Source organism: Waltera acetigignens, assembly GCF_025567015.1.
GTDB classification, from domain to species: Bacteria; Bacillota; Clostridia; order Lachnospirales; family Lachnospiraceae; genus Acetatifactor; species Acetatifactor acetigignens.
Window position 1 is genome coordinate 72,378 of record NZ_JAOQJO010000001.1, and the last position, 15,830, is coordinate 88,207.

Here is a 15,830-nt window from a genome sequence, read left to right on the forward strand (position 1 = left end):
TTACAACCGTAGAGAAGTTACAATAAGAACATCAAAGAAATACATCAGAGAATGAAAGGAAAGGTGTCTAAATGGAAAAGGTAAGACTGGGCATTATTGGTATTGGGAGTATGGGAACCGGTCATGCAGGCAATGTGTTGAAAGGGATGGTGCCGGATATGGAACTGACCGCCGTAGCGGATATCCGGCAGAGCCGCCTGGACTGGGCAAGGAACAATCTTCCGGAGACGGTCAAGGTATTTGATGATGGCAGGAAAATGATTGATTCGGGAAGCTGTGATGCCGTTCTGGTGGCAACACCACATTATCTGCATCCGGAATTCGTCATCTATGCATTGGAGCATGGACTGCATGCGATCAGCGAAAAACCGGCAGGAGTCTACACGAAACAGGTACGGGAGATGAATGAGGCAGCGGAAAGGTCTGACAGATCCTTTGCCATCATGTTAAATCAGAGAACCAACTGTGTATACAGAAAACTTCACGAAATGATCCAGAGCGGCGAACTTGGGCAGCTACGACGTGTCAACTGGATCATCACCGACTGGTATCGTAATCAGAGCTATTATGATGCGGCGGGCTGGAAGGCAACCTGGGACGGAGAAGGTGGCGGCGTGCTGTTGAACCAGTGTCCGCACCAGTTGGATCTGCTGCAATGGCTGTGCGGCATGCCTGTGAAGGTGAGAGCCTTCTGCCACGAAGGAAAATGGCATGATATCGAGGTCGAGGATGATGTGACGGCTTATATGGAATTTGAAAACGGAGCCACCGGTGTCTTCGTGACTACCACGGCAGATGCTCCAGGAACCAACCGGCTGGAGCTGACCTTCGAGATGGGAAAAATCGTGTGCGAGGAAGGCAGACTATTTTTTGATAAACTGTCCACCAATGTGAGTGATTTCTGCAAAACGGAGAAGGAAGGATTTAAAAAGCCGGAATATTCCAGAATTGAGATTGAGACGGATGGACAAAACGAGCAGCATATTGGTGTATTGAAAGCGTTCGCAGGTCATATTTTAAGAGGAACTCCATTGGTGGCAGAGGGAACGGAGGGAATCCGGGGGCTGACCCTGTCCAATGCCATGCACCTGTCCAGCTGGCTGAACCGCACCGTGGAACTGCCGTTGGATGAAGAATTGTTTTTACGAGAATTGAACAAAAAACGTGCCACTTCCAGAAAAAAGGAAGACACTGATATTGTATTTGATACGACAGGCACTTATTAAGGAGGACAAAAGAATGACAGTAAAAATCACAGGTTTTGCAGATGAAATCGCACCGGAACTGACAGCTCAGATCGCAGGACTGAAAGGACTGGGAATGTCTTATGTGGAGATGCGTGGAGTGGATGGAGAAAATCTGATCTATCACACGGATGAAAAAGTGGAGCAGATCAAGAAGACACTGGATGATAATGGAATCCGGCTTTCTGCCCTGGGATCTCCCTTGGGTAAGATTCTGATCACGGATGATTTCACTCCCCATTTTGAAGAGTTCAAGAGGGCAGTGGAGATCAGCCATAAGATGGAATGCCCGACGATCCGGATGTTCAGCTTCTATCTTCCGCAGGAGAGTGATCCGGCAGCCTATGAGGGCGAAGTCTTCGACAGGATCGGTAAATTCGTGGACTATGCCTCTGCGAATGATACACTGCTCCTGCATGAAAATGAAAAAGATATCTATGGAGCAATGGCTCCGGAATGCAAAAAACTCATGGATACCTTTTACGGGGATCATTTTAAAGCTATTTTTGACTTTGCCAACTTTGTACAGTGCGGACAGGATACGCTGGAAGCCTATGAGATGTTAAAGTCCTATATTGCCTATATCCATGTAAAGGATGCACTGAAGTCAGACCAGAGTGTAGTTCCGGCAGGCTATGGTGACGGAAATGTGGCGGTGATCCTGAAGCGTCTGTCAGCCTCCGGATTTGATGGATTCCTGTCACTGGAACCGCACCTGTTTGAGTTTGAGGGTTTCCATGCACTGGAAAAGGACGGCAGGAGCATTGCTGTCAAAGAAAAGAAGGTACTCAGCGGTCTTGAGACATTTACCATAGCGCATGATGCTTTGATGAAGCTTCTGGACAACTGCATGTAATTCCCTTACGATGAGGGAGACTGCATCAGGAGGGCGCAGAGGCACCCACCTTCTCAATATACTCTGTGGGAGTATAGCCGGTATATTTTTTAAATACCTGGCTGAAATACTGTGGATTATTGCCGAATCCCACAGACCTGGCAATAGTTTTGATATTGTCATTATGATAGTACACCATAAGGCGGATGGCTTGTTCCATCCGCTTTTTGTTCAGGTAATCGGAAAACCGGATGCCTTCCTCCTTTACAAATTGTTTGCTCAGGTAGCCGACACTGACAAAGAGATAGTTCTCTGCCAGCCATTTTAAAGACAGGGTCTCACAGTCCAGGTGGGCTTCCACGTAAGATTTTAAGAGGCTGATGTTGGCACCGCCCTTAGAGGAGGCAGCCTCGTCCTTCTCCTGCAGCAGTACGATCTCCGCCAGCTTCCGGATTTCGGAGGTCTGGGTACAGGAATACAGGCGGCGGAAAAAGTCACAGGCAATATCGAGCGGCGGCTCTTGTCCGGAGTTATCGGGATTCAGGAAAAGTCCCAGGGCGATATTCTTCGCAACATCCGGTGTCATGGAAGGAGTGAAGACGGAATCCAGCAGAGATGGAATATCCGTTTCGGCCGGGGAAGCGGTAAATGCCTCACGCAGCTTGGAAATTCGCCAGGGAGCGGCCATGTTGTTATGGAAGTCCCTGGTTTCTCCGGTTTCTGGGCGGATCAGCAGGATCCGTTCATAGCGGGATATCTTGGATATGATCTGCGCAAACAAATCTTCCGAAGTATCACCGTGGAGAAAAGAGGTTTCAAAGGTTACACACTGTTGCGGATAATGCAGCTCCTCCAAAGACTGGCGGATCTTTTCCTGATGGGCCAGGGTGGGAGAGGACAGGACGAAAAGAGCACTGTTTTTTACATAAATTACAGGAAAGACACTTTCTGCTCCGCAGGAAAGCAGAATCCGCACGATATCCTTTAGAAAACTTTTCAGATAGGTTTCTTCTACAAAGGAACAGATACAGGCATATAGTCCCTTTTCGGGAAAGGACAGAAGTCCCTGATACTTTTTGAATACCTGGGGAAAATTATCAGGCTGATCCAATGCTTCCATAAGCAGCCCCTGTTCTAATGGCGACTGCATATCCTTCAGCAGAAGGGCCTGCTCCGCCTTCTGCTGTACCTCTTTTTGCTTTTTTTCTTCACGGATCGTATCCAGACAGTTGATCAGCTCCTGCTTGTCCGTGGGTTTTAAGAGATAGTAGCGGACCCCGTATTTCATGGCCTGCTTGGCATATTCGAATTCACCGTAACCGGATAACAGGATAAAAGTGATCCGGGAGTCGATGCGGGAGGCACGTTCGATCAGTTCCAGACCGTTCAAAATAGGCATCTTGATATCCGTGATCACAACATCGGGATAGTCATCACGGATCCGGTCATAGGCTTCCATTCCGTTTTTGGCGGTAGCAATCACCTTGTAGCCGAGGGAGGTATAATCGATCATGGAAGAAAGTGCTTCACGTATGATCTGTTCATCATCTACAATCATCAATCTGAGCATAAGAATCCTCTCTTTCTTTGGGAATGGACAGCAGTACAATGGCCATTCCGTCTTCATTGTATATAGATAAGCCGTACCGGTCGCCGAAGAGCAGCTTCAGGCGGGAGTTGATATTCACCAGTCCCACACCGGAACCCTGGGGAGTGACCTGCCTGTGTTCCAGCTTCCAGATGAGATCATCCTCGAAATGGGAACCGGTATTTGCTACGGTAATCTGGTAGACGGTGTCTTTTTCGGAAATGGTGACGGTGATATGACAGACATCGTCACTGAATTCCAGAGCATATTTTAATGCGTTCTCTACCAGAGGCTGGATACAAAGTGTCGGGACATAAATATTGGAAATGTCATCCGGCACATGCAGCTGGAAGTCCAGCCGGTCTCCGAAACGGATCTGCTGGATCCGGATATAATCCTTTAAAAGGTCCAGTTCCATTTTTAAAGGGATCAGGTCTTCTTTGCTGTTGACAGCAGCGCGGAACAGATTCCCCAGGGAACGGACCATGGTGGAGATGTCATCGGCACCGTATTTTTGCGCCATCCAGTTGATGGTATCCAGGGTATTGTAGAGAAAATGCGGGTTGATCTGCTGCTGCAGCATCTTGATATTGGTATCCCGGAGCAACAGCTGCTTTTCATAGTTTTTATCCCGCAAAGTCTTTACATTGGATTTCATTTCGTCAAAGCTGACATGCAGCTGCCCGATCTCATCGGTACGGAGACTGTAATCGTAGTGAGCGGTGTCCTCCGGATCCTGGAGTCCCTGTCCGAAGCGGCGGATCTTCTCTACCAGAAGATCCAGATGGTGCAGTATCCTGCGCAGAAGCAACAGTGCCAGAAACAGAGCGATCATCACGACCACGGCGGAGAACAGGATCATCCGGATCAGAACGGTATGGATCGCAGAAAAGAGCGGATCGTAATCCTGAAAATACAGATAATTCCATCCGGTACGTGGAAAATCTCCCTGGATGACAAAGGTCTTTCGTTTATCTATGGAAAGAATAGAATAATGGCTGCTGCCATGATTCAGCGACTGCAGCAGGCTGGAATACTGTTCCGGATGGTAAGTCTCCTGTGGGTAAAACTGCGCATTTCCTGCAAACAGGATAAAACGGGAATGCGTGGAGAGAGAATATCCGGCATTCTCCAGGGCATCACTGATCAGCTGGTCCAGGTCGATCACTATGTACAGGTAAGCCAGATGATCCAGGGTCAGATGGCGAAGCTGCCGGATATCCCGGTAAAGTACGATGGTATTCCCGGGGGAAGCCGGTGCACTCCAGCTGGCACGCCCCTGGCAGGCTGCTGCATTTTCTGCCAGTTCCTCCAGAGGAAAAGCATCCAGATCGGAAGTATTTCCCATACAGATCAGTGTGTCGTCAGGAAGTACCAGACTGATGGATTTGATATAGTCGTCATCAAAAATATAAGGATAGAGAGCCTGATATATCGTCTGCTTTCTCTGGGCATTACGGATACTGGTGGGAGCATCCATGATATCGGTGAGATTCGTCTGAATGATGGTATCGGACAGGATCCGGGCAGAACCGGATTCCACGGTCTCCATTCTTGCAGAGACGAAGGAAGATACATAATTCAGAGACTGTGCATTGGAAGTATACAGCTCACGGGCATAATACTGGGAAAGAAGCTGAATGCCCACAACAAAAGCAAAGAACACAAAAAGCAATGTCGTTGACAGGATCAGTAGTATTTTCTTATATAAAGACAGATTATTAAAACGCTGTGATAAATTGCTCATGGAAAAACCTCCGTATCATGGTTATTATATAGTAAAAATATGGGAAGTTCAATTTTCATCCGTGGGAAGAAAACAAAAAGCCGTTTTTTGAACATTCAGAAACCTTTTTTTGAACACGAAATTATGCAAAATGCCATATGGAATATGGAAAAACTGAAAAAAGTATGAAAATGTGACGAAAAAAATGTAAGATTATGGTTAAAAAGCCATTTTTTGCATCGACAGAACCGTTATTTAACTTTACCATTATGCAAAATGGACATAAAATAAATTCATCAAAACAACAACGAGGGATGTGCAGGACACATACCCGACAGATTGTATGGGAGGTATAACAAATGAAGAAAAGAATGATTGCAGGTCTTATGGCTGTATTGATGACCATGTCTCTGGCTGCATGTGGAAGCAGCGCAGGCAGTTCTGATGCATCTGGCACAGGCTCCGCTGCCACAGGTGATAACAGCGCAGCACAGGCTGCCAGTGGTGACAAAGTAACCCTGAGCCTTTGCTGGTGGGGCAACCAGACAAGAAATGATGTAACCAAGAAGGCAGTTGACCTTTACATGGAACAGAACCCCAATGTAGAGATCAAGGTAGAGTTTACCGACTGGTCCGGCTACTGGGATAAGCTTTCTGCAATGGCAGCAGGCGGCAACCTTCCCGATATTATCCAGATGGATTACTCCTATCTGCAACAGTATCAGCAGAGCGGCCAGCTTGCTGATCTGAGCCAGTTCATTGACAGCGGTGTCATTGACACCAGCAAGATTGCAGACAGCGTTATCGATAGTGGATCTATTGATGGAACCTGTTATGCATTAAGCCTTGGCAGTAATGCTCCTATGATGGTATATGACAAAGAAATCGTAGAACAGGCCGGTGTAGAGCTTCCCGAGCAGCTGACCATCGAAGAACTGTATGATATCGGACAGACCATTTACGAGAAGACCGGTGTGAAGACCTACTACGATGGCGGCATCAATATGATGCAGATCATCGCAAGAACCCAGGGATCTCATTTGTTCGATGAACTGGCAGCAGGAACCAAGACTGCAAGCGAAACCCACTTCGCTAATGTAGATAAGTTCAACAAGGCGGAATCCGCTATTTCTCCTGATCTTCTGGCAGAGAAGAACCCGGATGTAGTAGAGACCAAGCCCATCATTGATGGAACCACATGGAATGACTTTTCTTATTCCAACCAGTACATCAGTATTGCCAACACAGCCGGTAGAGATCTGGGAATCACCATGTATCCTACTACCAGCGATGCAACCACCCAACCGATGTTCTTAAAGCCCAGCCAGTTCTTTTCTATTGCTGAGACTTCCCAGAATAAAGAGGAAGCTGCAAAATTCCTGGACTGGTTCACCAACAGTATTGAGTGCAACAATATCCTGATGGCAGAGAGAGGTATCCCTGTGAACAGTGATGTAGCAGAAGCGATCAAACCTAATGTGGATGAGAATTCCCAGAAGGTATTTGACTATATCGCAGAAGTATCCAAGATCGCAACTCCTATTGATGATCCCGATCCCTCTGGTAAGGGCGAAATAGAAGCACAGGCAAAGACCATTGTTGAGAACCTGCGTTATGGAGATACAGATGCAGCGGGAGCAGCAGAAGAATTCGTAACCACATCTCAGAAGATTCTGAGCGAGACGGCAAAGTAAGACGAGAAGTAAGACTTCTGAAGTAAGACCGTTATAACAAATTGTAATCAAAGGGCGCCTGGATCCCATCCGGCATCGGGCGGGAACCGGGCGCTTGTTATAGAAACGGCAGAAGGAGAGGAAAAATGAGCAAAGAAAAGACTTCCCCAAAGAGAAAAAGAACATTGGGCCAGTGGCTGGATAGTCCTAACGTATCCGGATATGTGTTTGTCGGACCGTTCATTATCGGATTTCTGGCATTCATGATGGTTCCCATGCTTTTATCTTTTGCATTTTCATTTACAAGATACAATATTTTACAGTCCCCGACATTCATTGGGCTGGAAAACTACATTACCATGTTCACGGATGATCCGAAATTCTGGAAGGTATTCGGTGTCACCATGTATTACGTGGTATTTTCCGTACCTCTTCGTCTGATCATGGCATTGATCGTAGCAATGCTTCTAGTGAAGAGCACCAAGCTGTCCGGCTTTTACAGAGCAGTGTATTACCTTCCTTCCATTATCGGTTCCAGTGTGGCGGTTGCCATTCTGTGGAAAAGAATGTTCGCCAGTGACGGTGTGATCAACGGTCTGTTCGGACTGGATATCGCATGGCTGGGACGTTCCGATACTGCGATCTGGACCCTGATCATTTTGGCAGTATGGCAGTTCGGATCCTCCATGCTGATCTTCCTGTCAGGATTAAAGCAGATTCCCGTAAGCTTATATGAGGCAGCCACCATGGATGGAGCTGGCGGTGTCCATAAGTTCTTCAAGATCACACTCCCCATGCTGACCCCCACGATTTTCTTCAATCTGATCAACCAGTTGATCAACGGCTTTATGGCATTTACACAGAGCTACATTATTACACAGGGAAAACCAAGGGATACCACCCTTTTCTATACTGTATATATGTACCAGAACGCATTTACCTATAACAAACTTGGCTATGGATGTGCACTTGCATGGTTTATGATTCTGGTAGTAGGAATTTTGACACTGATCTTGTTCAAGACCCAGAACAAGTGGGTATATTATGAATCAGAAGGTTGATGGTGAGCGTATGAAAAAAGGATATAAAGAAAAAAGATTTGCTATCGGAGTGATTTATCATATCTTCACCTTCTGTTTTGCCTGCGTGATGATATATCCGTTAGTATGGATGGTACTTAGTTCTTTTAAGGATACCAATGAGATTATAAGAACGGCATCGGAATTGATCCCGAGACACTTCTCTCTGGAGAACTACAAGGTAGGCTGGCAGGGATTTGCCGGATACAATTTCGGAAGCTTCTTCAAAAACTCTTTTGTGATCGCAGGTTTATCCACCATCGGAGCAGTGGCTTCCTCTGCTGTGATCGGATACGGCTTCGCAAGAATTAACTTCAAATTCAAGGGATTCTGGTTCGCCTGCATGCTGTTGTCCATGATGCTTCCGTTCCAGGTAGTAATGATCCCGCAGTACATAATTTTTAATAAATTAGGCTGGGTCGGTTCTTACCTTCCTATCATTGTTCCCCAGTGGTTCGGTCAGGGATTCTTCATTTTCCTGAATATCCAGTTCATCAAGGGGATTCCCATGGATCTGGATGAGGCGGCCAGAATGGACGGATGTTCTACCTATACGATCTTCTTCCGTATCATCCTTCCTCTGATCAAACCGTCACTGGTAACCAGTGCGATCTTCTCCTTTATGTGGAGATGGGATGATTTCCTGGCAGCACTGTTATACTTAAGCGATCCTCTGAAATATCCGGTGAGTTACGCTCTGAAGATGTTCTCGGATCCTACCGCAGGTTCTGACTGGGGTGCTATGTTTGCAATGGCAACCTTGTCCCTGATTCCTATATTTGTTATTTTCCTGACTATGCAGAAATATCTGGTAGAAGGAATTGCATCCACCGGTATCAAGGGCTAAAGCTGTTCGGCGGGGAGACTGTTCCGGTTCTCCCCGCTTTTCTTGTTTTCAGATAAAAATCAGAGGAGAGTGTGATATGGACACTGTTAGAAATCGAATCAAAGCTGTTCTCGAAGCCGTAGAGCAGATGATATATAGTGACAGACAACCGGTAATTTCCGTGAAGATCGCCAAAGCGGATTACCATTTTGAGGAGGAATTCCACAGAGAAGGAAAAGATTTCCGGGATTTCGGCCGCAATGAGACCTGGGGAGAGCTGGATCAGCATTATTTCTTCCTGGCAGATGTGGCGATCCCGGAGCAGATGGAGGGGCATACAGTCCGTGCCGTGCTGAATACCGGAGCCACAGATATCTGGAATACGGACAATCCCCAGATCATGGCTTATGTGAACGGCAGATTTGCAGCCACGTTGGATATGAACCATCAGTTTATCATTCTGTCGGAGCATGCCAAAGCAGGAGAGACTTACGAACTGGCTTTTTATGCGTATTCCAGTGCGTATGCAGGCACGTTTACCGGTACGAATTTCTTCCGCCTGGAGCTGGCAGTCTACCGGGAAGAGGCGGCGGGACTCTATTATGACATGCAGGCTGTCTATGAAGCTGCGGATCTTCTGCCGGAGGACAATCTATCCAGGATCGAGGGCTTTAAAGCACTGGAAAGATGCATAAATCTGTTGGATTTGCGCAGACCCGGATCCGCAGAATGCTTTGAGAGCATGAAAATGGCGGCGCAGGATCTGGAAGGTACTTATTATGCCGACAGAAGACCGAATCCGGTGACGGTGCACAGTATCGGCCATACCCATATTGATGTGGCATGGAAATGGCCCCTGCGTCAGACCAGACAAAAGGCAGTGCGCAGCTTTGAGACGGTACTGAACCTGATGGACAGATATCCGGAATACCGTTTTATGTCCAGTCAGCCACAGCTCTATGAGTTCGTGAAGGAAGATGCTCCCGGGGTATTGGCCAGAATCAGGGAACGGATCAAAGAGGGCAGATGGGAAGCAGAAGGGGCCATGTGGCTGGAGCCGGACTGCAACATTTCCTCCGGAGAATCCCTGATCCGGCATATCATCTATGGCCGCAGATTTTTTGAACAAGAGCTCGGTGCGGAGAAAAATGAAGTATTGTGGCTGCCGGATGTCTTTGGTTACAGTGCGGCGCTGCCGCAGATCCTGCAGAAATCCGGGATTCCTTATTTTATGACCACGAAAATCGGATGGAATGAGTTCAACCGGTTTCCTCACGACACCTTTCTCTGGAAGGGCATTGACGGAACGGAAGTGTTGACACATCTGATTTCTACCAGAAACTATCAGAAGCCGGGTGACCTGAAGATGGTGGGAAACCATTCCACCACTTATAATGGTCTGCAGAATGCCTCCCAGCTCATGGGTACCTGGCAGCGGTATCAGGATAAGGATGTGAGCACTGAGGTGCTGACCTGTTACGGCTATGGTGATGGCGGTGGAGGCCCCACAGAAGAGATGCTGGAGCAGAGCAGAAGGCTGGAGCACAGCATCGTGGAATGTCCTGCAGCAAGACAGACAGGGGTGAAGGAATTCTTTCATATTCTGGAAGACAAAATGGACAAAAAGCGTCTGGCGGTATGGGATGGTGAACTATATCTGGAATTCCACCGTGGTACTTATACTTCCATGGCACAGAATAAAAAATATAATCGTAAGGCTGAGTTCAAAAACGGCGAAACCGAGCTGTATGCAGCAATGGCATCACTTCTGGATCAAAAGTATCTCTATCCACAGGAACAACTGGAACACAGCTGGAAACTGCTTTTGCTGAACCAGTTCCACGATATTCTGCCCGGTTCCTCTATTAAGGAAGTGTATGAGGATTCCGCCGCACAGTATGAAGAGATTTTTGCTGCGGATGAAGAAATGATGAAAACAGCGAAGAAGAGCATCCGGGAAAAGCTGTTCCGGTATCGTGCGGAGAAGAATGAGGAGGTCTGCGCAGTATGGAATCCTTTGAGCTTTGCACGTACGGCACTGATCCGTAATGCAGAGGGCAGTTGGCAGAAAATAACAGCAGGACCCAGCGGTGTTACTGTGTGCAGAGCGGTGAACTCCGGAGAGGACAACTGTTTCACTGAGCTTGTAATGGAGGAAAACGGACGACCGGTAAGCTTCAAAACGCCCTATTTTACCGTAAGATTTGATGCCAATGCTGAGATCACAAGCCTGGTGGATATCAGGGAGGACCGGGAACTGATCCAAAAGGGCAGGATGGGTAACCGTCTCACCGTATATGAGGATCGGCCGGCAGAATTCGATGCCTGGAATATTGACGAGGGATATCTGGAGAAATCCTGGGATGTCATTGATGTGGAAGAATTCAAAGTATTGGAGAACGGACCGGAGACGGCGGCATTACATGTGCGCAGACGGTTCCAGGATTCCATGATCGAACAGACCATTCGTTTCTACCGGCACACCGCAAGGATCGATTTTCAGACCAGAGTGGACTGGCAGGAACATCAACAGCTGCTCAGAGTATCCTTCCCTGTGGATATTCTGGCACATGAAGCGGATTATGAGATCCAGTTCGGCAATGTAAAGCGGCCGACACACAAGAACACATCCTGGGATCGTGCAAGATTCGAGGTATGCGCACACAAATGGGCAGATCTTTCCGAGCCCGGTTATGGTGTGGCACTGATGAATGACTGCAAATACGGTTATGATGTCCATGAGGGTGTGATGGGACTGACATTGATCAAGTCAGGTATTTTCCCCAATCCCGATGCAGATCAGGGACAGCATGAATTTACCTACGCATTGTTCCCTCATCAGGGAGATTTCCGCAAGGGCAGTGTGGTAAGAGAAGCTTACGATCTGAACTGCCCGATGGCATGGGAGAAGGTACAGGGTATCTATGAAGACAGCTTCTCAATGCTGCAGATAGCAGAGGAAAATGTGATGGCAGATACTGTGAAAGCAGCAGAGGACGGCAATGGCATCATCGTACGTATCTATGAGACTTGGGGAATGCGTACCAAAGTGCATGTGAACTTCCCACTTGCTCCGGATGCACAGGTAACAGTCTGTGACTGCATGGAGAATTTTTCCGGGGTGGAGAATGCGGATATGACCCGTGCACAGGACGGATGGAGCTTTACTATGAAGCCTTATGAAATCAAGACCCTGCGTATTGTGAATGAAAAAAAGTGAGAGGGTTACGAAGGAGAAAATTATGATCAATATATTAGAATACGGTGCAGTGGGCGATGGACAGACCAATGATGCCCCTGTCATTCAGAAAGCAATCGATACGTGTGCAGAACAGGGAGGAGGCGTAGTCCTCTTCCCCGGCGGCAGGACATATTCTTCCGGATATGTGCTGTTGAAATCCAATGTGGAGGTACATCTGGAGCCGGGCGCTGTCTGGAAAGCCAGCAGCAACATAGAAGATTATTACCCGTTGCGCAACAATGGTAAAATCACAGCCCATGAATCCGGCCTGCCTTCTTTCCTGAACAGTGAATATGCAGGACGCCCGTTCCATGCCTTTATCTATGCGCTGGGACAGGAAAATGTGACGATCTCCGGACAGGGTACCATTGATGGCAATGAATCTGTCTTTTACGGAGATGACTCGGGTTATCATATCGAGGGTTCCTATTATCCCAGAGTTCCGCTCCTGCTATTGGAGGATGTAAAGCATCTGACCATCAAGGAAGTCCGCCTGACGAACTGTGCCTTCTGGACAGTGCATCTGGTAGGCTGTAAGGATGTGCTGATCGACGGTATCCGCCTGCTGAATAATCTGAAGATGGCGAATTCCGATGGCATCGATCCGGATCACTGTCAGAATGTCCGGATCAGTAACTGTCACATTGAATGTGGAGATGACGCCATCGTATTGAAAAATTCCGGGGATTATAAGAAATACGGTCCCTGTGAAAATATCGTGGTCACCAATTGTACTCTGGTATCCACCAGTGCTGCCATCAAATTCGGCACGGAGGGAGAGTCTGACTTCCGGAATATTCTGGTGGAAAATTGCTGTATTTCCAGAAGTAACCGTGGAATTTCCATTCAGATCAGAGATAATGGCAACGTGGAAAATGTAATCTTTTCCAACATCATTATGGAGACCAGAAGATTCTCTTATGAATGGTGGGGAAGAGCGGAGGCTGTCTGCCTGACTGCGCTGGATCGCAAACCCGGAGTTAAGGCCGGTAAGATCCGCAATATCCGCTTCCAGAATATTACCTGCGAGGGAGAAAACGGCATTTTCCTGCTGGGCAGTGAAGACAATTATATTGAAGATGTGACCTTTGAGGGCATTCGGCTGACACTGGATAAGAAATCCAAGTGGGAGATCAACGGCTACGATAAGAGACCCTGCCAGGGAGAGGGAGAGATCCACACAAAGATTTCCGGAATCTATGCGGATTATGTGAAGAATGTCTCCTTCCATGATATTCAGATCACGAAGAAAGAAGGAATCCTGCCTTTTTACGAGGAGGACGTGACACTGGGAAATGTAGAAAATGTACGGATCGATGTAGAAGAGCCGGAAGATGGGAGCCAGAATGGAGAAGAGTAATAGAAGGATCGCTCTCATCGGATTTGCAATCCTGATGGTCGGCCTGGGAATCAGTGACAGCCTGAGAGGTATTTTCTCCGGCATTTTTCAGACGCATTTTGCATTGACGGCAAAGGGGCTGTCCACGATCATAGCCGTAAGCTATGCGGGAAATCTGTGCTTCCTGCTGGCCGGAGGCAGAATCATGGATAAGATCGACCGCAAAAAGGCTTTTTTGGGATTTCTCGCAGTATGGATGTGTGCAATGCTGGTATTCCTGCTTACAGATAACTATTATGCATTGCTGGTGGGAATGTTCCTGGCAATGGGAGCTTCTACGCTGTTGAATACGTCCATTACACTGATCACACCGTTCATTTTTGCCACATCACCGGCCATGATCGTCAATGTATTGTTCTTTACGCAGGGAATCGGTACCAGCGGAGGACAGAGTCTGATCGGAAATCTGGCTAACGATTTTGGCGGATGGAAAGCTGTGACAGGGGTGCTTTTTGCCATCGGCGTTCTGGCGTTCCTGATCATTTTAAAACTGCAGATCCCGGACAGCGGAGAAGTGAAGAAGGCAGAAAAGGATCGGCAGGGAAGGAAAATGAAGGGAAACTACCTTTGGATTGTCATGGTGGTGATCTTTGGTGTATACTTTATTGCAGAACATGGAATGCTGAACTGGTTTGTGATCTACGGAACCAATGCGCTGGGACTGGAGCAGGGAAAGGCTGCCAATTATATGGCGTTGTTTTTTGGCGGAATGACGGTGGGAAGACTGGTCTTTTCTCCGTTGGTTGACCGGCTGAAGGTATTCCCGAGCATTGCCTTGTTTTCTGTGATTTCTGCAGTGCTTTATGCGGCAGGGATCTTCAGTGGGGCACTCTGGATGCTGAGTCTGGCCGGACTGTTCTGCTCGATCATTTATCCGACACTGGTTATGGCCATCGGGAGACTTTATGATCCGTCGCAAGTGTCTACGATGTCCGGATTGATCATCAGTGTGGCATCCCTGTTTGATATTGGATTTAACTATATTTACGGAGACATTGCTGAAAAAACAGGATATGGCAGGAGCTTTCTGATCATGCCGGCAGCAATGATACTCTTTACTCTGTTGTTTGTGCTGGTGTTCCATAAGCGGATCCTGAACAGGGAACAGGCATAGTAAAAAGTTGTATTGGGAGGATGTCAGAATGAAATTAGGCGGAATTGAAGCCGGCGGCACAAAGATGGTATGTGCCATAGGAGATGAGCAGGGAAAGATTTTCGACAGGGCAGTATTCCCTACGGAGACACCGGAGAGTACGGTGCCGAAAATGATAGCATATTTTCAGGATAAAGGAATCGAGGCACTGGGGATCGGCTGTTTCGGCCCGGTGGATCTGAATAAAAAATCGGCAACCTACGGCTATATTACCAGCACTCCGAAGCTGGCATGGAGATTTTATGATTTTGCGGGAGCGTTCCGGGAAGCACTGAAAGTCCCTGTAGGTTTTGATACAGATGTCAATGGAGCAGTGCTTGGCGAGGTACGCTTCGGCGCAGCCAAGGAGTGTGAGAATGCGCTCTATATCACCATTGGTACGGGAGTAGGTGTAGGGGCATATATTAACGGCAGACTGCTGCATGGCCTGATGCATCCCGAGGGCGGACATATCTTCCTGCGCAGGCACCCGGAGGATACCTATGAAGGCTGCTGTCCTTATCACGGTGCCTGTCTGGAAGGACTGGCTTCCGGTCCTGCGATTCAGGGCAGGTATGGCAGAAAGGGAGCTGAACTGGCCGGAAGAGAGGATGTCTGGGAACTGGAAAGTTACTACATCGGACAGGCTGTGGCAGATTACATGCTGACTTACTCGCCGGAGAAGATCATTCTCTGGGGCGGTGTGATGCACCAGGAGAAGGTTTTCGACATGGTGAGACAGAATGCGGTGGAGTTTCTGAATGGCTATCTGCCGGAGACCAGCCTGCCGAAGGATATGTCACAGTATGTGGTGGCTCCTGCACTGGGCGAGAACCCCGGAATCATCGGTGCAATGTGTCTGGGAATGGATGCATACCTGATGGAATGTGGGAAGAATCTGTGAGGAGGCTTGATGAAGTAGCGGTTGATAATCCAGAGAGGGTGAAATCACCAGAGAGTTTTCGGCGATCTCGCCCTCTTTTTTTGCGGTCCTGTAAGGCAAGGATCTCGGGAGAATCCGGTTTTGCCGTGTCGGGGTTGGCACCGCCGAGACGCCGGGGTACTGTAAGTGGTGTGTGGAACGTTG

At 47.9% G+C, this 15,830-nt stretch carries 11 protein-coding genes; 9 read left to right on the top strand and 2 right to left on the bottom strand.

The genetic code is table 11. The features are described from left to right. The first annotated feature begins 71 nt into the window (after positions 1 to 71). Together OCV96_RS00420 and OCV96_RS00425 are read left to right on the top strand one after the other, a co-directional pair. Positions 72 to 1,226: a Gfo/Idh/MocA family protein gene (locus OCV96_RS00420; protein ID WP_262593217.1), complete on the top strand. Its 1,155-nt coding sequence runs from the start codon at positions 72 to 74 to the stop codon at positions 1,224 to 1,226. 13 nt (positions 1,227 to 1,239) lie between these two features. Continuing rightward, positions 1,240 to 2,100 carry a sugar phosphate isomerase/epimerase family protein gene (locus OCV96_RS00425; RefSeq protein ID WP_117568627.1) on the top strand — a complete coding sequence of 287 codons (861 nt, stop codon included), beginning with the start codon at positions 1,240 to 1,242 and terminating at the stop codon, positions 2,098 to 2,100. A 25-nt stretch (positions 2,101 to 2,125) separates the two neighbouring features. Here the strand turns inward: OCV96_RS00425 and OCV96_RS00430 are convergent, their stop codons facing one another. Together OCV96_RS00430 and OCV96_RS00435 are read right to left on the bottom strand one after the other, a co-directional pair. Next, a complete protein-coding gene (locus OCV96_RS00430) occupies positions 2,126 to 3,649 on the bottom strand; it encodes a response regulator transcription factor (RefSeq protein ID WP_262593218.1) in 1,524 nt (507 codons plus the stop codon). Beyond that, complete coding sequence (locus OCV96_RS00435; protein ID WP_262593219.1) at positions 3,624 to 5,414, bottom strand: sensor histidine kinase; 1,791 nt, start codon at positions 5,412 to 5,414, stop codon at positions 3,624 to 3,626. Before OCV96_RS00435 ends, OCV96_RS00430 begins: the two co-directional genes overlap by 26 nt. Before the next feature lie 338 nt (positions 5,415 to 5,752). Between OCV96_RS00435 and OCV96_RS00440 the strand changes: the two genes are divergently transcribed. From OCV96_RS00440 to OCV96_RS00470, 7 genes are all read left to right on the top strand, one after another. Continuing rightward, entirely contained in the window at positions 5,753 to 7,087 is a 1,335-nt protein-coding gene (locus OCV96_RS00440) for an ABC transporter substrate-binding protein (RefSeq protein WP_227734006.1), read from the top strand. Positions 7,088 to 7,212: 125 nt separating this feature from the next. After that, entirely contained in the window at positions 7,213 to 8,127 is a 915-nt protein-coding gene (locus OCV96_RS00445) for a carbohydrate ABC transporter permease (RefSeq protein ID WP_117465050.1), read from the top strand. Beyond that, positions 8,111 to 8,992 (top strand): carbohydrate ABC transporter permease, encoded by an 882-nt coding sequence (locus OCV96_RS00450; protein WP_227734005.1) that lies wholly within the window; start codon positions 8,111 to 8,113, stop codon positions 8,990 to 8,992. The genes OCV96_RS00445 and OCV96_RS00450 overlap by 17 nt, the downstream gene beginning before the upstream one ends. A gap of 76 nt (positions 8,993 to 9,068) precedes the next feature. Then, a complete protein-coding gene (locus OCV96_RS00455) occupies positions 9,069 to 12,191 on the top strand; it encodes an alpha-mannosidase (protein WP_262593220.1) in 3,123 nt (1,040 codons plus the stop codon). Positions 12,192 to 12,213: 22 nt separating this feature from the next. Further along, a complete protein-coding gene (locus OCV96_RS00460; protein WP_118502887.1) occupies positions 12,214 to 13,572 on the top strand; it encodes a glycoside hydrolase family 28 protein in 1,359 nt (452 codons plus the stop codon). Further along, positions 13,547 to 14,725 (top strand): MFS transporter, encoded by a 1,179-nt coding sequence (locus OCV96_RS00465; RefSeq protein ID WP_227063478.1) that lies wholly within the window; start codon positions 13,547 to 13,549, stop codon positions 14,723 to 14,725. Before OCV96_RS00460 ends, OCV96_RS00465 begins: the two co-directional genes overlap by 26 nt. 28 nt (positions 14,726 to 14,753) lie before the next feature. Then, positions 14,754 to 15,647 carry an ROK family protein gene (locus OCV96_RS00470; protein ID WP_262593221.1) on the top strand — a complete coding sequence of 298 codons (894 nt, stop codon included), beginning with the start codon at positions 14,754 to 14,756 and terminating at the stop codon, positions 15,645 to 15,647. Positions 15,648 to 15,830 lie beyond the last annotated feature (183 nt).